The sequence below is a fragment of the Salsuginibacillus kocurii DSM 18087 genome (assembly GCF_000377705.1).
GTDB lineage: Bacteria > Bacillota > Bacilli > Bacillales > Marinococcaceae > Salsuginibacillus > Salsuginibacillus kocurii.
Window position 1 is genome coordinate 181538 of sequence record NZ_KB898625.1, and the last position, 20120, is coordinate 201657.

A 20120-nucleotide genomic window follows, 5' to 3' on the forward strand; every position below is an offset into this window, starting at 1 on the left:
CTTATTTTTCAGGGGGGTGTTGCACATTCGCTCTTCTTCATTGCACAGTGAGTGCCTTCCGTTGCGCAGACACTCCTCTCCGTTGTACAGTGACCTGATTCCGTTGCGTAGTCACTCTCCTTCGATGCACAGTTACACACTCCCTTTGCGCAGAAGCCCCTTCACGTGCGTACTCACCTTTTTGTCATCGAGTTGTCCCCTCCAGATATGTCCTTACTTCACTGCTAATAACGTAAGGCGGCGCTGCGGGGGCAGCGCTTCTATTTGTTTTTTTATTGGGTTTTCTCTGGGGCTCGGACCACCGGTATTGGTTGTGGCGTCGCCTTGTTTGGTTGTGGCGTCGCGCAGCGGGCTTGTGGCGTGAATCCTGCTGGTTGTTGCGTCACCCTGGTCAGCTGTGGAGTGGCGGCCCTGACTTGTGGAGTAAACGGCTTATGTTGTGGCGTGGCACTTACTTAGTGTGGCGTGACCGATTTTCCTGCTGCCCTATAGTTGCTCATTTTACTTTTATATGTTCAAAACGAACAAAATATACACTCACCAAAATTTTTTTCACAAAACAGCTATTTATTATTGACTAAAACAAACACTTTCATACATAATAACATCATAACTTGTTTGAACCGAACAACAAAGAGGCGATAACATGAACGCTAATGATCGAAGAGAACATATTACAGAATTGTTAAAAGAGAAACAGCGGGTGGAGGTCGAAGAGTTGACGCAACGTTTAGGCGTGTCAACAATGACGATTCGCCGGGATTTGAGCCAGCTTGAACAAGAAGGCAAGCTCATCAGAACTCACGGCGGCGCCGCTGCCCCGCAGACACTTAAAGGAGAGACGCCTTACTCTTATAAGGAAGGGTATTTTCAGCCCGAAAAGAAAGCGATTGCAGAGAAGGCTGCAAAGTTAGTAAAAGAAAATGCCACGATTGTTTTAGATTCAGGCACGACGACGTTAGAGTTGGCACGTGAATTAAAAGAGCGCGGGGATTTAACAATAATCACCAATGATATTCCAATTGCAGCCGAGCTTATAAACAGCCCTGCTCAAGTGGTGGTAGCGGGCGGAGAGCTGCAGCGCCATGTCGGGGCGATGTTCGGTCCGCACACGGAACAGCTTCTCCAAACATTATTTGTCGATCAGTTTTTTCTTGGGGCGCACGCGGTTGACATTGAAGCCGGTGTGACCGCTCCAACGATGGAAAAAGCCCGCATCAAACAACTCATGATGGCAGCTGCTGAAGAAACGTGGCTTTTGACTGATTCGAGCAAATTTAAGAAAAAAGCGTTTGCCCGGGTTTGCGGATTGGATGAACTAGAAGGTATTTTAACAGACAGCGGCTATGCAGAACGTGTTGGAGGCACCATTCATCAGCACCTTCTCCAAGTGCCGGCTCGAGAAGGAGGGAAGGTTCAATGAAGATTGGTGTAATTGCGGATGATTTAACCGGAGCCAATGCCACGGGTGTCCGCTTAACGAAAGAAGGATTCCCGGCCGTTACAGTCGTTCATAGTTCGCCTTTTCCTAAAGACCAAGGTTACGACGCTGTCATTATGGATACGGACAGCCGCTATTTGCCAACTGAAAATGCAGCAGAGCGGGTAAAAACAGCAGCTGAAGAACTAAATCACTGGGGAGCAGAGCTTATTTCTAAACGGATCGACAGTACCGTCCGCGGCAATATCGGCCCCGAGCTTGATCAACTGCTTGAGCTTTTTCCTGATCGGGTGGCAGTCGTAACCCCTTCCTTCCCTGCTTCCGACCGGGTAGTTATTGGCGGCTACATGCTCGTAGACGACGTTCCTTTGCAAAAGACTGATGTAGCAAATGATCCAGTAAAGCCGCTAACGACTTCATGTGTGCCGGAATTAATTGAAGAACAGTCTACTCATACAGTCCATTCGATTGGGTTAAAAGACATAATGGCTTCTAACGGCCATTTACAAAAGGTACTGCGTGATGCTTTTCAAAGCGGGGCCCGTATTATCGTCTGTGATGCGGTGACCGATGAAGATGTGGAGCGTATCGCTGCTACACTAAAAGAAATTCCGGAACAAGATATTATTACGGTTGACCCTGGCCCATTTACCGCCGCTTATGCGTCAGCCTGCGCGGAGGAAATGAAACAAGGCGGGCGGATTCTCGCTACAGTTGGCAGCGCGACAGCACTTACCGGGAAGCAATTGGAGCGGCTCATTGAGGATGTTGACCCTACCGTTGTTTACGCGAAGCCTGAACAACTGGCGAGCTACACCGCTTCATGGGAAGAAGAAGTCCAACGTGTGACTGAAGAAGCGTTGAAGCGCCTGGCTGAACGAGAAGTACTCGTCATTACCACCCACCGCCAGGGAATGGAGCTGATTAATCTAAAAGCAAAAGCTCAGGAAGAAGGCGTAACCGAAGAGGCATTGGCCAAGCGAATGACCGATGGGCTTGGCAGCATTACCCGCCAGGTGATTGAGCGCGGCAAACCAGAAATTCGCGCCTGCTACTCCAGCGGCGGCGATGTCACTGCTTCCCTTTGCGCATTCAGCAGAGCCAACGGCATCGCGCTTGAAGATGAAGTGATCCCACTCGCGTCTTACGGAAGGCTCGTCGGCGGTTATTTTGACCGGCTGCCGATTGTCACCAAAGGCGGCATGGTCGGCGATAAGCGTTCCATGCTCGAAGCGGTCAAATTCTTGCGCACGAAACTATAATAACTACTTTTAGGAGGAATTTATGATGACAAAGAAAGCGATTATTGCCATTCCAATGGGAGACCCGGCCGGCATCGGACCAGAAATTACAGTTAAATCTCTAGCTAACCAGGAGGTCTTTGAATCTGGAAAGCCTTTCGTGGTCGGTCAAATCGATATTTTAGAAAAAGCAGCCGAAGTGACAAAGACAGACATTTCCTTTAACAAAATTTCTTCACCGAACGAAGCGAAGTTTACCTTCGGCACTGTTGATGTACTTGATTTAAACAACGTCGACATTTCTTCCCTCCAGTACGGAGAAGTGCAGGCGCAGTGCGGGCAGGCAGCTTATGAATATATTCAGAAATCAGTTGAATTTGCTCAAGATGGCAGCGCAGATGTGATTGCGACGACACCGATTAATAAAGAATCACTGAAAGCAGCGGAAGTGCCGCATATCGGCCACACGGAAATGCTTGCTTCAATGACAGGCATTGACGACCCGCTGACGATGTTTGAAGTTCGCACGATGCGCATCTTCTTCCTTACCCGCCACCTTTCGCTTAAAGATGCGATTGACCAAATGACCGCAGAGCGCGTGCATGATTATCTGATCCGCTGTGACGAAGCGCTCAAGCGTCTCGGCATTGAAGACCGCAAATTTGCCGTGGCCGGGCTTAACCCGCACAGCGGCGAGAACGGCTTGTTCGGTCGCGAGGAAGTGGACCAAATCCGCCCTGGCATTGAACGCGCGCAAAAAGACGGTATTCCCGTTGAAGGACCGGTACCGGCAGACTCTGTCTTCCATCAAGCCTTAAACGGCAAGTATGACGCCGTGTTGTCTCTGTACCATGATCAGGGCCATATCGCTGCGAAAATGACAGACTTTGAACGCACCATTTCTATTACGAACGGGCTGCCGTTCCTCCGCACCTCCGTCGACCACGGAACGGCGTTTGATATCGCAGGCACCGGCATTGCGAGTGCGGTAAGTATGGAAGAATGTGTTAAACTTTCAGCAAAATACGCGCCCCACTTTACGGGTGAAACAGTAAAGTAATACCGGGTTGGCCTTCTTTGTGAACGCAAAGAAGGCACCCCGTTCTTATATCTTATTTTTTACAGAAAGGGGTTTTGATTGATGGATCCGTCCGGTACGCAAATGATTGTGGGTCTGTTGATTGGTGTTTTTTTACTGATTGTCTTAGTGCTTAAAACGAAGATTCATGCGTTTGTCGCTCTATTGATTGCGGCTTCGGTGACGGGCATTGTCGGAGGCATGCCGGCGCCTGAGGTTGTGGATGCGATTACGTTTGGTTTCGGGAATACGCTCAGCACGATCGGGATTGTGATTGGTCTGGGTGTCATGATGGGCCGGATTTTAGAGGTGTCCGGTGCAGCTGAACGGATGGCGTATTCGTTTATTAAGTGGCTTGGCCGCAAAAGAGAAGAATGGGCGATGGCACTTGCAGGTTACGTTGTATCGATCCCTATTTTCGTAGATTCAGCGTTTGTTATTTTAATGCCTTTAGTGAAGGCGCTTTCAACAAAAACTGGTAAATCGGTCGTAGGTCTGGGTGTGGCTCTTGCGATTGGTTTGAGTGCCACTCACCACGCGGTTCCTCCGACACCAGGCCCCCTCGGTGTTGCTGGGATTTTCGGCGCAGATATTGGATTAATGTTATTATATGGTCTTATTTTTGCAGGTCCTATTTTGGTTGTTGGAATTTGGTATGCCCGCTGGATCGGGAAAAAGATTTACCAGGTGCCAACAGAAGACGGCTTGGACTACGAACGCCCGGCAATGCCATCTACTTTGGACGAATACTATGAAATGCAAGAACAAAAGAATCTTCCTGGTCTTGGCATTTCGGTGGCGCCTATTATCGTGCCGATTCTATTAATCTTTGCCAATACGATTTCCGATGCGATGGGTGTTGAAGGCGTAGTTGCCGATTATATTCAGTTCTTTGGAAATCCGGTTATTGCAGTGGCAATTGGTCTGATTGTTGCGATTTACGGCTTGTTTAATGAGGTAAGACAGACGGAAGCAATCGAACGCATGGAAGAAGGAATTAAGACTGCTGGTATTATCCTACTTGTTACCGGTGCCGGTGGCGCACTTGGTGAAGTTCTTCGGGAGAGCGGAACAGGCGACTACATCGGGGAACAAATGGCAGCCACTGCGATTCCACCCGTGCTGCTTCCATTCTTCATTGCCTCGCTTGTGCGCTTGATTCAAGGTAGCGGCACAGTCGCCATGATCACCGCTGCTTCAATCTCAGCGCCAATCGTTGTCGATATGGACATCAATATTGTGTTGGCTGCACAAGCCGCCACGTTGGGAGCGCTTATTTTCTCCTACTTTAACGACAGCTTGTTCTGGGTTGTTAACCGCATGCTTGGCATTAAAAACGTGAAAGAACAGATGCTTGTATGGTCCGTGCCAACAACACTTGCGTGGGCTGCATCACTTGTTATGCTGATCATTGCGAACATGATTGTTGGGTAAATTCACCTGAAACATTAAAAAGGCACCCTGCCCCGTGGAATGCGGCGGCAGGGTTTTTGTATGAGACAGTTTCGTGTGGTGCAAGGAGTCCATCGAAGTTCCGTGCATCCGTTTAGTTGAAAAGTAATGTTCTGTCCCCTATGTGGTACCAACCCTCCTGTGTTCTCCCTCTCTCCCGGTACATGCCTTTGTTATTAGTTTTCTATTTCTCACCTGATTTAATTTTCAATTCTGAATTTTAACAGCCGGTAGCAAAAGACATGAATGCCATTTTACAATGGGATTTCGTGTGACTGAAATACCGATTAAACAATGAAGCATGTTATCTAGCAGCAACCTAAACCATAGATTGAGAGGGATCAAACCCATGGAATTAACACTATTTGCTATAGGTGTGATATTAATAGTTGGGATGTTATCTCAATGGTTTTCTTGGCGCTTCAGCCTCCCTGCCATTTTTATCATGACGATTACAGGAGTGGCATTAGGTCCTGGGGCGGGAGTTATTGTACCAGAAGACGTTTTCGGTCCGGTCATGAAACCATTAATCTCCATGGCTGTGGCGATCATTTTATTTGAAGGCAGCTTAAATTTAGACCGAAAAGAAATTTTTGATTTCAAACGACCTGTAAACCGCATGATTTTGATTGTACCCCTGCTTTCGTGGATTTTCACAGCGTTAGCCACTCATTATATTTTGGGTTTATCATGGGTCGTGGCTTTTGTGATCGGTGGGTTATTTGTTGTGACAGGCCCAACCGTAATCGGTCCCCTTCTTCGTCAAGCTAACCTAAAAGAACGCCCAGCCGCATTATTGCGCTGGGAAGGAATCATTGTTGACCCAATTGGACCGTTGTTTGCTTTATTTGCCTTTCAAGTTGGTTTAGCTGTTACAGGCGCGGCGAATTCGAACTCTCTGTTGTTATTTTTCTTTGCCGCAATTATTGCTTTACTCATTGGCTATGGTATTGGATATGTAATGGGACTTATCTTTCAAAGAGAAATCATTCCTTATTTTATGCAGAATTCATTCATGTTTGCCGTAGTGGTTCTCAGTTTCAGTGTCTCTAATATGTTAATGCCAGAAAGTGGTTTATTAACCGTTACCGCCATGGGACTTGCTATGGCCAATATGGGAATAGACCTGCGTATTTTAACGAACATCCGCCATTTTAAGGAAAATATATCAGTTCTTCTTATCTCCTCGGTGTTTATCATCTTGGCAGCCTCAACCACTAGAGAAGAACTGACTACCATCCTTGATGTGAGGCTATTAATCTTTGTGTTGATGATGATTTTTGTCATTCGCCCATTATCCGTTTGGTTGTCATTAATAAAAACTGGTCTTCCAGCCCGCGAAAAAACCCTTATTGGTTGGATTGCTCCCCGGGGGATTGTGGCCATGACGGTTAGCAGTTACTTTCAAGATGTCTTGGTGGATGCTGGATTTTCAGATGCTACCTTATTAGTTCCGTTAACACTTGCTTTAGTCTTTACTACGGTATGTGTTCATGGCTTTACGATAACTCCTCTGGCCAGACGGTTGGGAATTACAAAAGAATCGTAACTATCGAGAAGGTAGTTGTTATAATTTTGAAATACCTTGGTCGTTTTTGACCAGGGTATTTTTATTAGCCCTTTGCAAAGGATTACAAGCGTGTACATGACTGCTTTATGTACTTTTAATAGCGCCTGAATTTTTATCTTATAGAAGAAGAAAGCTTTATACTTAGTAATAGTATATAAGTTATTCTATGCGACTGATGGTAAGGTTCTTCATATATCTACCATTCTCATTTAATTCTATGTACTTATCTGCCTTCTCTTTATCTATAAAAAGCTATAGGATCAAAAAATTGCGTTTATAAATGTGCAGGGTCTAGTTGGTGCATTATGCTATTACGTTAGGCATATGGCCACGTGCTTACTTCCACTTCCCAGCTTATACGTCTTTTCGTCAATATTTCTACTTGACCGAAAAAAGGAAATAATAATAAAATGAACAAAGGGTTAGAATTTTTAAAAAATTATTTATGCTGAATGAATGTTCATTCTTTTTGTGGGGGGGGTAAAGACATGTCCATGTTAAAAGGGGTGAAAGTGTTAGATTTCACTGCGCTTCTGCCAGGGCCTATGGCTTCGAAATTTTTGGCTGATTGGGGCGCTGATGTGTTGCGGATTGAGTCGCCTCATCGAACGGATCTTTTGCATGAGGTCCCTCCGAAGGTTGATGGTTCGTCTGTTTTTTATCAAGAAATGAATCGCTCGAAAACGGTAGCTAAGCTTGATTTTACCGATGACGATCATTTGCATGTACTCAAACGCTGGGTGGAAGATGCGGATGTAATCATTGAGCAGTTTCGTCCGGGGGTGATGGCCAAATACGGATTGGATTATGAGTATATGAAAAAGGTGAACCCAGCGATTATCTATTGTTCCCTCACTGGCTACGGCCAGACTGGTCCAGACAGGCGAAAAGCAGGTCATGATATTAACTATTATGCTCGTTCTGGGTTAGCTTCATACAGCGGAACGAAAACAGATGGCCCGCTGCTTGCTGGTACGCCCTGGGCAGATGTGGCTGGGGGTGCGCACTACAGTGTGATGGCTATTTTAATGGCCCTTTATCAGCGGGAACATTCCGGTGTTGGAGATTATCTAGATATTAGCATGACCGATGCGATGTTTAGCATGCAGCCTTTGGCGAACCAAAGGTATATTTATGACAAAACGGTGCCTGATTACGAGTCAGAAACATTAAACGGCGGGAGTTATTATCATTTTTATGAAACAAGCGATGGACGGTACTTGGCCGTCGGCAGTCTCGAAGAGGTCTTTTTCAAACGCCTGTGTAAAGTGATAAAGCGAGAAGATTTGTTGTCTTCTTCTCTCAGCGCGCAAACAATCAAAGATGAGCTTACCCACGTCTTTAAAACGAAACCATTAGCTGAATGGAAAGAAATCTTGGCTGAGACTGATGCTTGTGTTGAACCTGTGGCTACGTTAGCTGAAGCTCACGACGATCCTCTTTTTTACGAGCGGGAAATGTTTGTTGAAGTGTTTAATCCAGCGACTGGGACCTCTCAGACCCAAGTAAGCAACGCAGTCAAATCCCAGAACTATCAACCCACCTATCGCTTTGTAGGAGGAACGCACTTTATTGATCCACTTGAAGCCCACTATTCTCCTTTTTATTTTGCTAACAATAATGAAAGCGCTACCAAATAATGAGGTGTTCGTATGTACAAAGAAGAACATGAACTGTTTAGAAAAAGCTTTCGGCGCTTTTTGGAAAAAGAGGCTCTTCCATTCTTCCCTCAGTGGGAACGCGACGGCATCATTCCACGCTCTCTCTGGGAAAAAGCGGGTGAACAAGGGTATTTATGTCCGTGGGTTGATGAAGCTTACGGTGGTGCGCAGGCTGATTTTCTATACTCAGCGATTATGTCTGAGGAAATTGAACGTATAGGCACAGGACTGATGGGGCTTAGCTTACATAATGACATTGCGGTTCCTTACCTTTTTCACTACGGAACCAAAGCGCAAAAGTCCAAGTGGCTGCCCGCTTGTGTAAAAGGTGAAACCATTACAGCCATCGCCATGACAGAGCCCCAGACGGGTTCGGACCTTGCCTCTATTCAAACGAAAGCAGAACGAGACGGTGAGCATTATATCATTAACGGTGAAAAAACGTTTATCACAAATGGCATTCATGCCGACTTGATCATCGTCGTTTGTCGTACGGATGCTGCTGCTTCAGCACCCCACAAAGGCCTGAGCCTCTTTGTTGTAGAAAGAGACACGCCAGGATTTAAGCGCGGGAAAAAGTTGGAGAAAGTTGGCCTCCGCAGTCAAGATACCGCGGAACTCATATTTGAAGACGTAAAAGTGCCCGCCGATCATTTAATTGGAAACGAACATCAAGGGTTTTATTATTTAATGAATCAATTGCAGCAAGAACGCTTGATACTTGCGATCGGCTCCATTGCAGGCAGCAGACGAATGCTTGAGCTGACCCGGGATTATGTACAAGGGCGGAAGACATTTGGACAGTCGCTTGGTTCTTTTCAGCACGTGCAATTCAAACTGGCTGAGCTTCACACTGAAATTACGATCGGTCAAACCTTTGTGAATGATCTCATCCAACGGCACGCGGCCAGAGAGCACTTAACTGAAGAAGTATCCATGGCGAAATGGTGGATAACAGAGCTTGCAAAACGAACAGCTGATACTTGCATGCAGCTTCACGGCGGCTATGGCTTCATTGAAGAATACGAAATCGCCCGCAGGTATCGTGATGTGCCGGTTCAATCCATTTATGCAGGCAGTAATGAAATGATGAAACAAATCATCGCTAAAGAAATGAAATTACCTGCCAAGTAACTATTGTACGAACTTTTCTCGAATTCCCCTCTTCCTTTGCAATTGCGGAAGTAGTGCTACTTTAAAGTTCCGACTATTTACGAAAAAGGAGGCACTGTCGTGGAAATAAACGGTAAACATATTCTTGTGACTGGTGGCGCTTCAGGCTTAGGTGCAGCCTGCGTAGAGCTTCTCCAAGCCCATGGAGCGAACGTCACTATATTTGACCAGAAAAGTGAAGAAAACATTGAGCATACCAGGGGTACCAACCAAGTCTATCATCAAGTTGATATTACCAACGAAACTGAAGTGACAATCGCACTGGATGCTGCTATAGAATCGAATGGCGCATTACACGGAGTAATCAACTGTGCCGGCATTGGCAGTGCAAAAAAAGTACTCAGTAACAAAGGGCCCCACGACCTCGAAACGTTTCAAAAAGTCATAGAAGTAAATTTGATTGGAACATTTAATATGCTGCGACTCTCTGCTGAACGGATGAAAAGCCATGATCCTACCGATACAGGCGAACGGGGCGTAATCATTAATACGGCTTCCATCGCAGCATATGATGGACAGATTGGCCAAGCCGCTTATAGCGCATCGAAAGGAGGGATCACCTCACTTACACTTCCAGCCGCAAGGGAACTGGCTAACGCTGGGATACGAGTCGTCTCTATCGCTCCCGGTGTGTTTGACACTCCGTTATTTGGGGCGTTGCCTGAGGAAGCAAGAAGTCACCTTGAACAACTCACCCCCTTCCCTAAACGTTTAGGTAACCCACGGGAATTTGCTGAATTGGCGCTTCATATTTTCCAAAATTCAATGATTAATGGAGAAACCATCCGCCTTGACGGGGCAATTCGAATGCCAGCGAAATAAAGAATTTTCATACGTTAGGATTTTTCATTTCAAACTAGGAGGTTGATCACTATGATGAATGTGCCTTTAAATGTCCCTGCTATGATGGAACGTGCTGCTGCTTTGTATGGAAAAAAAGAAGTAGTCTCCAGAACACTAAACGGTATTCAACGCTTCACCTATGCTGAAATCGCTGAACGAACCAAAAAACTTGCTAGCCAACTCGAAGCCCTAGGCGTTAGCAAAGGAGACCGTGTCGGCACCATTGCTTGGAACCACCATCGCCATTTGGAAAGCTATTTTGCCATTCCTGGTGCAGGAGGGGTCTTGCATACAATTAACCTGCGCCTCTCGCCAGAGCACTTACGCTATGTCATTAATCATGCTGAAGACAAGTTTCTATTAATTGATGAAGATTTGCTGCCTTTAATTGAGCCGATTCAAGAGCAATTATCCACGGTTGAAGGATATATCATGATGTCTGACAGCAAAGAATACAACACGACGTTACACCCAGTCTACGATTACGAAGAGTTGATCAATCAAGGAGACGCTGACTTTTCCTTTTTTACCGATGTAAGTGAAGAAGATCCTGCGGGGATTTGCTACACATCTGCTACGACCGGAAACCCAAAAGGCGTTGTGTATTCTCACCGCGGCATCGTCCTTCATAGTTACGCATTAGGCCTTGCTGATACGGCCGCTCTTTCCGAACAAGATCGTTGCATGCCAGTCGTACCTATGTTTCATGCGAATGCGTGGGGGATTCCATTTGCCGCCACCTGGTTTGGAACGAGTCAAATCCTCCCGGGGCCACAATTCACCCCAGCTTTACTGGCCGAATTGATCGAAGCTGAAAATGTCACGTTAACTGCCGGTGTGCCAACGATTTGGATGGGGTTGTTACAAGCGTGGGAGAACGGAAATTATGACACGAGCTCTTTGCGCGCAGTGTTATGTGGAGGTTCCGCGGCGCCAGAAGCTATGATTGAAGCATTTGAAGTGAAATATAACGTACCTTTCTTACATGCATACGGTATGACCGAGACAAGTCCGCTTGCTTCTGTAGCTAGTTTAAAAAGTTATCAATACGAGCTATCAAAAAAGGAACAACTAGAGATTCGCGCCTCGCAAGGCTTACCCGCCCCTGGAGTCGAAATGAAAGTCGTAAACGCGCAAGGTGATGTCGCCTGGGGAAGTGGAGAAATGGGAGAATTACTTATCCGTGGGCCCTGGATCGCCGATGAATACTATCAAGATGACCGAAGTGCCGAAGCGTTTCAAGATGGGTGGTTGCACACAGGCGATGTAGCAACTCTTGATGAAGAAGGCACTATTCGCCTTGTTGACCGGACTAAAGATCTCGTGAAAAGTGGCGGAGAGTGGATCTCTTCTGTCGATTTGGAAAATGCGATCATGGCTCACGAAGGTGTCTTTGAAGCAGCAGTCATCGCCGTTCCTCACCAGGAGTGGCAGGAACGACCCGTTGCCTGCGTGGTGAAAAAAGATGGCTTTGAAACGTTAACAGACAAAGACATTCTTGATTCAATTCGTCCGCAGTTTGCCAAATGGTGGCTTCCTGATGACGTCATCTTTCTCGAAGAACTCCCTAAAACGTCAGTCGGCAAATTTTTGAAACGAGCACTCAGAGAACAATTTAGTGACCACCTCACCAAACAAGCTTAACGTTTATAAAAGAGTTGCCGCAGCTATGCAGCAACTCTTTTTTTACCGATAAAAAGATTCCAACTGTGGAGAGGCGCTCGAGCTCTCGCCGACCCGGTCTCTCCTGCTTGCAAGGCCACCTCTTCTATAGATCAGCGCCGCCGTAGCTTGCTGCCTTAACTCACATCCCCCTTCTTGTTTAGTCTGCAATCCGTAAAATCTCTTCCACTACCCGTTCGGGCTGCTGATGATGGAGAAAATGATCCGTGTTCTCGAGCGTAATTTGCTCGGCCTCGGTTGAAAGGTTGAGTAACCGTTCCTGGCTGGTATGCCAGCCCTCCATCTCAGAGGTTTCAGCGCTTATAATTGTTAACGGAATATCGCCAATAGCTCCCTCCTCTGCTACCGCCTTTCCATTCTCATTGAGCATTCGTTGTTCTTCCCGCATTTCTTGATTCCATAGATTGATTAAGGTAAGGGCCCGGTTTTGTTCTAGCACTCTATCTGGCAAGTGTTCGTGCAGATCGAGCTGAGAAGCTACTGTCTCATGTTGGGAAAGCAAACGTAAGACACCGCTTGCTCGCAGGGCTTGCAACACATACATGCTTAAAGGGGCTGCTTCATCCATCCGGGCAGCATAAGCTGGTTCCACCCCATCCAATAGAACTATACCTTTTACTTGCTCAGGGTAGCGTTGGGCAAAGTGAATAACTTCCAATGCCCCCATCGAATGCGCTGCAAATAAGTAAGGCCCTTTCTCATTCAGCTGTTCCAAAGTTTCTGCTAATTCCTTCGTCAGTTGCTCAATGGTACGTTCCGTATTTGTGCCTTCACTCCACCCATAACCCGGCCGCTCATAAACAATGGTGCGGTGCTTTTTTGCGACAGCTTCCTGCAGCTGATACATATCAGCAAATGGCGAGGCGGTGCCGCTCCCTGCGGTGAAAACAACCGTTTCCTCTCCTGCCCCATTTTTATAAACATGCTGCTCATTGTCGTTGATCTCGATTACTTTTCCTGCTGGTGGATAGGTTTTTAAATCACTTGATGAGGCGATCATCTGATACAGTCCAGAGGCCATCATAACGAGCAAAATAAAAGCTATCCCATATAGTAAAAACCGTAACCAGGATTTGATTGGCTTCATCTTTTTCTCCTATTCTATCATTACTAAGTTACTAAAAAAGTTGAAACGGGGTTAACTGCCAGTAACTTATAAATATCACCCAGATCAAGGTGAGTCCCTGCTTCCAGTAGATTGAAAAGGCTGAGGTGGCTGCTGGTTTTCTCCTCTATTACGAGGCAGCAGCAAGAGCTGAGACCATCTGTGCCAACGTCATTTCACCATAAACAAGAAAGTCAATCGTTAGATTAAAACCAACTAACACCACAAGAAAACTGAAAGCAGGTAAACGACAGATGTAAAAGCAATCAGCAAAAGCGTACCTTATGAAAGAACGACTTCTGCTGAACTTTGCTGCAAATAGAAAGTCATCCTTGGAAGCTCGGAGCTTACCATAGACATCTCCCATTTCGTTCAGACAGTGTCAATGAGTATCCTTTCTCCTCATTATCAAAAATGAAAGCGGTAATAATTAGCAAGACGTTCCACTCGGGTAGGCAAGACTCTTCCCCCTCGCTAACCTATGTACAATATATGTAGAGCTCCTGTTTGTTTGAACGTGCCTCAATTATTAATATATACTATTTTCATTCAGAAACAAGTAATAGTATGAAAATTTTTGAACTTTTGGATATATTATGTCGTATTTAAAGGCTGCATTGACCCATTGGCTAGGATAAACGTAGTGTTGAGCTTCTCAACATAAAAAAACGACCTAGCTCCTTGCCAGGTCGACTTCTCTTTTATTCTCCCATCGGCCACAAGGCGTCTTCGACGTCAGGACGTTCTTCCGCTTTAATATAAGTGTATTCCACTATGAATCCTTTTTAACATTTATACTTTTGTTTTTAAGAAGAAGCTTTTAAAATATTTTTATCATTACCTCATATGAAATTATAGCTTTAGTATTTACGTGTATTGGGGTATTGATGCCCGGACCTCCTTACTTTACACTATCACATCTGCATCTAATCCGTTGCTGTGATATGATGCGGTAAGTCATTCGAAGAGAGAGCGGAAAGTCATATCTCCATCTAATCCATTGCTGTGATATGATGCTGCTGTGCGACTTACATATCGCGATAGAGTCATATCTCCATCTAATCCATTGCTGTGATATGATTCCGGCCACGCCAACCTTCATGAACGCAGGGTCATATCTCCATCTAATCCATTGCTGTGATATGATACTCGTCCACCACCCGAATGACTAGACGAAGTCATATCTCCATCTAATCCATTGCTGTGATATGATCCAACTACGATTACGGCTACCGTGAAGCGGGTCATATCTCCATCTAATCCATTGCTGTGATATGATGGGGATAAAGGGGGCTAATTGATGAAGGAAGTCATATCTCCATCTAATCCATTGCTGTGATATGATCTGTTGCATTTTTTCAATCTTGGTTACTACGTCATATCTCCATCTAATCCATTGCTGTGATATGATCGACCATAATGTGTAAGTTTAATCGCGACAGTCATATCTCCATCTAATCCATTGCTGTGATATGATGGCTTCTCGTACCAAATCGTCGACAGCGAAGTCATATCTCCATCTAATCCATTGCTGTGATATGATTTTGAGGTTGTGTCGGCTGTGGTTGCGGTTGTCATATCTCCATCTAATCCATTGCTGTGATATGATTTTATCCTCTTCTTCAATAGTGCAAGTTAAGTCATATCTCCATCTAATCCATTGCTGTGATATGATCAGCTCCTGTACTTTGTTTTAAACATTACGGTCATATCTCCATCTAATCCATTGCTGTGATATGATTCAATGTGAAACAAAGTCACTGCCGGATCGGTCATATCTCCATCTAATCCATTGCTGTGATATGATTTTCCTTGGTGAACCTCTTCCCAGTTTTTATGTCATATCTCCATCTAATCCATTGCTGTGATATGATCGCGCGGAACACATTGACGGAGGCATTAGCGTCATATCTCCATCTAATCCATTGCTGTGATATGATGAAAACGTTAAAAGGGTGAGGTGGATGTCTGTCATATCTCCATCTAATCCATTGCTGTGATATGATTGACAGATGAAAACTTTGTCAACGCGGCGAGTCATATCTCCATCTAATCCATTGCTGTGATATGATACGTCCACCATAAAGCCTGACACGACAAGTGTTTAGGCTTTTTGATTTAAGAAAAAACTGTTGGTCGTGAGTGAAAAACTCTTATTATCTTTAAAAAAATGACGTTACTCTGCTTCCTTACTATTAGTATCTCCATTTTCACTTATAAATAATCAAATTTTCATTATTTCCTTCCATGGTTTTTTTATTCAAAATAATGTTAGTTGATTAACTTCTAAAAATTCCTCATTTGTTGTTTTTTCTCCTAATAGTATCTTCATGTTAGCGTATTGTTTTTCTGTTACAGGAAGAGCTCGAACCGATCCTTTTGCTGGAAGGTTTTTCTTCACTTGGGTTAAGCGCTTTTGTACCATTTCATGATTATTACAAATTCGACTGTATACAGACCACTGAAGCATGTCATACCCATCATTCAACAAGTATTTCCTGAAATGTAGATAGTCTTTTTTATTTTTCGCCGTCTTAGTTGGCAAGTCAAAAAATAATATAATTCTCATATGCTGCCTCATATTGCTTCATTCACAGTAATACGAGGTATAGTAAGAAGCTTCAAATACGAAATATCATTTTGACGACAAACTGCTACAAAACTTTTCACCATTTCATCAGCAGCAGATGATGCTACGTACATTGCTCCATTAATTTCAACCTCTTTGTTTAATAAGTTAACAATACTAGCTCTTGTATTAACATCCCAATTGTTCGGGGGAAGCTCAACAATATGCATATCAACTAATGGTCGTAAAACTTCCATAAAGTCATCTGCTAAATTAAATGGATTTGTTTGACTATCATGGTGGATGCCTAAGCAAGGGGTAAACCCGTAAGCTACTAATGAGCGCGCTATTGTACTTCTCATGATTGAATATCCATAATTCAACAATCGGTTTCTGCTATCATTTGCTCGCCTAGTAAAACTAGAACCAAATAATTGTGGAAAATATATTTTTGCTGCGTAACCTTCACGATTAGATGTATCACCAGATTCTACTTGTCTGGCTATAGACAAAAGCTTAGAACTTTCTTCGCATCCATGACTATCGAGACAATTAGCTTGATTCATTATTTTTTGTTTCACAATTTGTTGCCATAGCCTCTTTTTCAAAGGTTTTGATAAAGATTGTTGCATATTTAAGACAGTCAATTGTCTCGAATGCTGATGATAAGAGGTAAAAATCCCATCTGGTAATTTTTTGTTGTCGCAGCTAATTAAAGCAATCCGATTCGAAGCACAAGCAGATAATACACTTTGAGTAATGATAGTTTGCTTATGTTCTAATGTAATAGTGGAAATATCTTGTAAGGGAACAGTGACTTCTACATCTTGTTTGATAACTAATTGTTGTTGTTTGATAGAAAGTTTTATTGGCTGAGTAATCATAATATGGCGCCATCCCATTCTTATCACTCCTCTTAATTCTTCAATAATAGGATGAACAAAACTTTCATTAAATAAACACAGTAAGAGGGTTTAACCCACTCACTGTGTGTGCTTTTTTATCTTATAGTTTGAAAATGTGTTTCTAGAATCTTGCACAACACCTTTTATTTTACCGAGAACATTCATTTCGTACTTTTCTAACAAAGTGATAGAATTTACACCAATTTCAATATATTCTTGGTGAGGTATATTACACTCAATAACTTTTATAACATTTTTACCAATATTTAATGAAGAAAAATAATAAAAACGATCTACCCCTTTTTTTGTCACTACTCGAATCAGTTCATAAGGATATATACTAGCACTAAAATGGTAATCTTCAGTTATCTTTGGCCATTGCTGATAACCTTTTCCGCCGACTACATATTTATCAGGCAAAACAGGTTCTATTGTATCCCATGTATAAATAGGAACCATCACATACTTCTTATCTTTTTGAAAAAAATCTATTCTTACAAGGTCGCCATTTTCTGCAATACCGCCGTTTACTTGTCTCATCATTGTTTTTTGTTCTTTAATCACTTTTACCCGTTTAATTTCATTTCCGTTTCCTTTTTTACTAGGTTTGTACAAAGGCTTTTCAAATGCTATATTCGAGTCTCCATTATTTTCTAAGAGGCGTTGTTTAATAACTTCGTAAGTGGCGGGGTCTGATTCTTTATTAAACATTTTAAAATCGCCATTCTCATCAAACTTAATCTCATTAAGAGGAACTTTTTGTACCATTAGTACTTTTCCTTTTTCATCATATCCGCCAAAAGTAGAAATCGTTTCTTTATGAACCGCTCCAGTTATAGAACGCCTTGGCATTCTTGAAACGAGCATATACTCTGTTTGTTCTTGATCACCCTCGAGTGCTTCTTTAACCTGTTCGGGCACAGCAACTAACGACAACCTGTGCAAGATGTCATTTCGAAATGTTTTCCAAGGCAAGGGGAAGTAAATATTAGACTCTGCTCTACTCTCTTCTTTTAAACGGTAATAACGTATCACGTCTTGAATAATTTTTGTATCAGTACAAGCGACAACTACCGCATCAAGGGCATGGTGAAGATGAGTATCTTGTCGATGTTTTACTAGGCCCCACCTTTTTCTTAAATGAGAAGTGATTTTTCCAGCAACCGTTTCAACTCTTTTTTTGTCTTTCTTTTTTTCAGAGACTTTAAACTTCAAATGTTCTTCTAAATAATTTTTAAAATAACGGCTGGCATACCTGGTATCATTTAAATGACGTTCTTTTATTAACTGTTCTTCTTCTTCATTCAATCTCTTTTTTGTCAAATTAGTTCTTTTTCTCTTAGAAAAGTCACATGAATTTACAAATCCTATAAATTCATTCCATCTATCAATGTCTCCATCAAAATATTCAACAGGTAAACGGTCTCCTTTAATACGATTTTGGTCACTATAGACCAAAACTTTATTGCTGTATGAATCATCAAATGATTTAGAATAAGGAATGATGTGATCAACATCTAACATGGGAGCCCGATTTCGTTCTGCTTTTAATTCTGCAAAAAATTCCTCTGCTGGGATAGGTTTCAATGAATACATACAGTGGCCTCTTTGTTCAGACCATAGCTTATATTTAACAATATCATGGCCTGTTGGATTAAGAATGCCATTTTCACTAAGAATTTTTACGGCTCCCTCATTTCGTTTCCGATTTTTTTCATACTGATTTGATATCTTTTTCCGCTCATCATTATCTTTTGATAACTCTCTCGCTAATTCTACATGAATAGATTGTGGTTGCTCCTCCATCTCTTTAATAATTGCATTTACTACTTTCCTCGATTGAGTAAGCGAGCGCATAACCACAGGATTTCGAATATCATCAGGAATCACTTTTAAAAACTTAGATTTGCCTTCTTTCTTAAAGCCTGTCGTATTAAATCCTGCTTGTTGAGCCGCTTCAATATAGGTCATTCCTTCTTCCATAAACGGAAGAATAGCTTGAATCCCTTTCTGGCTTAAATGTCCAAAGGTCGAATATGATTGTAGTAACAAAGTTTGAATAAACTTTTCTTCAAAGACACGTTTGGCAAGATTCTCTGGGTTTCTTAAATATAGCCTGATGTCATGGTCTGTCTTATAAACGGTTAAAGCGTACCCGACAGCATCATAATCAGCAGGGCCATATTCCTCTTTATGCTCATCACAAACTTTTTTTATTTTATAATAAGAATCCAGATTAACAAACGGAATATCTTCATTTTTAGTTATTGATTTCTCAGTATCATATACAACGTCATGAAATGTTTCTTCCTCCGCTATCTCTATTATCTTGCGAATATCCTTATACTTCACTTTTGGCGGGGTCTTTTTTATATTTGACCGATTAAACAAACTGTTTATGACATGAGAACGCTCTTCCTGTGTCAGTTTTCTTACAGAGGGTTTAAGGCGAATACGGTTCAACTTATCTAGCACCATAAAATATTGAAACGTATATGTAGCTTTTGGAAACCGTTTTTCATTCTCCAATAATGAACATTGCCCTACTTTATTTAGTATTGAATTTCCACTCGTAAAGGGTAACTGATGTCCCCATATGTTTAAATAATGCTCTTCTAACTCATTGCTGGCATATGGAGAATTTAATTCTCTTTGCTGTTTAAACAGGAAACGAATTTCCTCTTCTAATTGATGTCTTGTTACATTAAATTTGTATTCATTTTCTTGGTTATGAAATCGACCTTCAAAATGAGGATCTTCAACCCACATTTCCCCCACGGTTCGATACCTTTTTAACCGTTCAGTATTTTCATTAATAGATGATAAAACCACTTTTCCTTCTTTCGTAGATTCTTCTGCTTTACGATTAGACTTATAACCTCGTTTTTGGGCAAGGTGGATTAAAAGGCGAGCCCATTCTTCCCGTCCTAAAAGCCGGTCCAAAGCTTCAACTCGCAAAGACCACACATCAATTAATGTAGGTGATTGAAAGAGTTTTTCTAATTCTTTTTCATTAACTACATCTTGATTAATTAACAAATTACGTATGGCCTTTTTTCGGTTAGCTCGTCTTTTCAAGCGACGTCGAGTACTCCGTGCAAGACGCCTCGGAAAAGCGAGGGACGCTCCTGTCTTTGGAACTTCAGCCTTATCAAACATACGAACTCCTGCATCAATCAAATTAACCGTTTCGTATTGTTCACCATTGAACTCTAATTCTACTATAGACCAGCCTACAGAATTCGTTCCGATATCAAGACCGATCCTATAGTCTATCGTGTCACTCATAATGTTTCATCTCCTTAATTTAATAAAAAAACCCCAGTAGTCGATTAACGTCGATCACTGGGGTCTTGTAAAGCCTTATGTAAGTGGGGAGACACTCACCTTTAAAGTGAG

13 protein-coding genes and 1 CRISPR repeat array are annotated in these 20120 nt (G+C 42.9%); of the genes, 9 read left to right on the plus strand and 4 right to left on the minus strand.

Annotation, left to right across the window (positions count from 1 at the left end):
* Nucleotides 1-646: 646 nt before the first annotated feature.
* From D469_RS0107545 to D469_RS0107585, 9 genes are all read left to right on the plus strand, one after another.
* Nucleotides 647-1423, plus strand: a complete 777-nt coding sequence (locus D469_RS0107545; protein WP_018922778.1) for a DeoR/GlpR family DNA-binding transcription regulator — start codon at nucleotides 647-649, stop codon at nucleotides 1421-1423.
* Entirely contained in the window at nucleotides 1420-2703 is a 1284-nt protein-coding gene (locus D469_RS0107550; protein WP_018922779.1) for a four-carbon acid sugar kinase family protein, read from the plus strand. The genes D469_RS0107545 and D469_RS0107550 overlap by 4 nt, the downstream gene beginning before the upstream one ends.
* A gap of 25 nt (nucleotides 2704-2728) precedes the next feature.
* Complete coding sequence (pdxA, locus tag D469_RS0107555) at nucleotides 2729-3742, plus strand: 4-hydroxythreonine-4-phosphate dehydrogenase PdxA (protein WP_018922780.1); 1014 nt, start codon at nucleotides 2729-2731, stop codon at nucleotides 3740-3742.
* 81 nt (nucleotides 3743-3823) lie between these two features.
* Nucleotides 3824-5194, plus strand: coding sequence for a GntP family permease (locus D469_RS0107560; protein WP_018922781.1), 1371 nt, complete (start codon nucleotides 3824-3826; stop codon nucleotides 5192-5194).
* A 367-nt stretch (nucleotides 5195-5561) separates the two neighbouring features.
* Nucleotides 5562-6761, plus strand: a complete 1200-nt coding sequence (locus tag D469_RS19860; RefSeq protein ID WP_018922782.1) for a cation:proton antiporter — start codon at nucleotides 5562-5564, stop codon at nucleotides 6759-6761.
* A gap of 509 nt (nucleotides 6762-7270) precedes the next feature.
* Nucleotides 7271-8422: a CaiB/BaiF CoA transferase family protein gene (locus tag D469_RS19865; RefSeq protein ID WP_018922783.1), complete on the plus strand. Its 1152-nt coding sequence runs from the start codon at nucleotides 7271-7273 to the stop codon at nucleotides 8420-8422.
* 12 nt (nucleotides 8423-8434) lie between these two features.
* Nucleotides 8435-9577, plus strand: coding sequence for an acyl-CoA dehydrogenase family protein (locus D469_RS0107575; RefSeq protein ID WP_018922784.1), 1143 nt, complete (start codon nucleotides 8435-8437; stop codon nucleotides 9575-9577).
* A 99-nt stretch (nucleotides 9578-9676) separates the two neighbouring features.
* Nucleotides 9677-10438 carry a 3-hydroxyacyl-CoA dehydrogenase gene (locus D469_RS0107580; RefSeq protein ID WP_018922785.1) on the plus strand — a complete coding sequence of 254 codons (762 nt, stop codon included), beginning with the start codon at nucleotides 9677-9679 and terminating at the stop codon, nucleotides 10436-10438.
* Between the two features lie 51 nt (nucleotides 10439-10489).
* Nucleotides 10490-12103, plus strand: coding sequence for a long-chain fatty acid--CoA ligase (locus tag D469_RS0107585; protein ID WP_018922786.1), 1614 nt, complete (start codon nucleotides 10490-10492; stop codon nucleotides 12101-12103).
* 178 nt (nucleotides 12104-12281) lie between these two features.
* On the opposite strand, the gene D469_RS0107590 is transcribed toward D469_RS0107585, so the two are convergent.
* The 4 genes from D469_RS0107590 to cas9 form a co-directional block, all read right to left on the minus strand.
* Entirely contained in the window at nucleotides 12282-13229 is a 948-nt protein-coding gene (locus D469_RS0107590; protein WP_018922787.1) for an alpha/beta fold hydrolase, read from the minus strand.
* A gap of 931 nt (nucleotides 13230-14160) precedes the next feature.
* Nucleotides 14161-15319: direct repeats of the CRISPR family, unit length 36 nt; unit sequence GTCATATCTCCATCTAATCCATTGCTGTGATATGAT.
* Between the two features lie 188 nt (nucleotides 15320-15507).
* On the minus strand, nucleotides 15508-15816 hold the full coding sequence (cas2, locus tag D469_RS0107600) for a CRISPR-associated endonuclease Cas2 (RefSeq protein ID WP_018922789.1): 309 nt from the start codon (nucleotides 15814-15816) through the stop codon (nucleotides 15508-15510).
* 8 nt (nucleotides 15817-15824) lie between these two features.
* On the minus strand, nucleotides 15825-16718 hold the full coding sequence (cas1, locus tag D469_RS0107605; protein ID WP_018922790.1) for a type II CRISPR-associated endonuclease Cas1: 894 nt from the start codon (nucleotides 16716-16718) through the stop codon (nucleotides 15825-15827).
* 81 nt (nucleotides 16719-16799) lie between these two features.
* Entirely contained in the window at nucleotides 16800-20009 is a 3210-nt protein-coding gene (gene cas9 / locus D469_RS0107610) for a type II CRISPR RNA-guided endonuclease Cas9 (protein WP_018922791.1), read from the minus strand.
* Nucleotides 20010-20120: the final 111 nt, after the last annotated feature.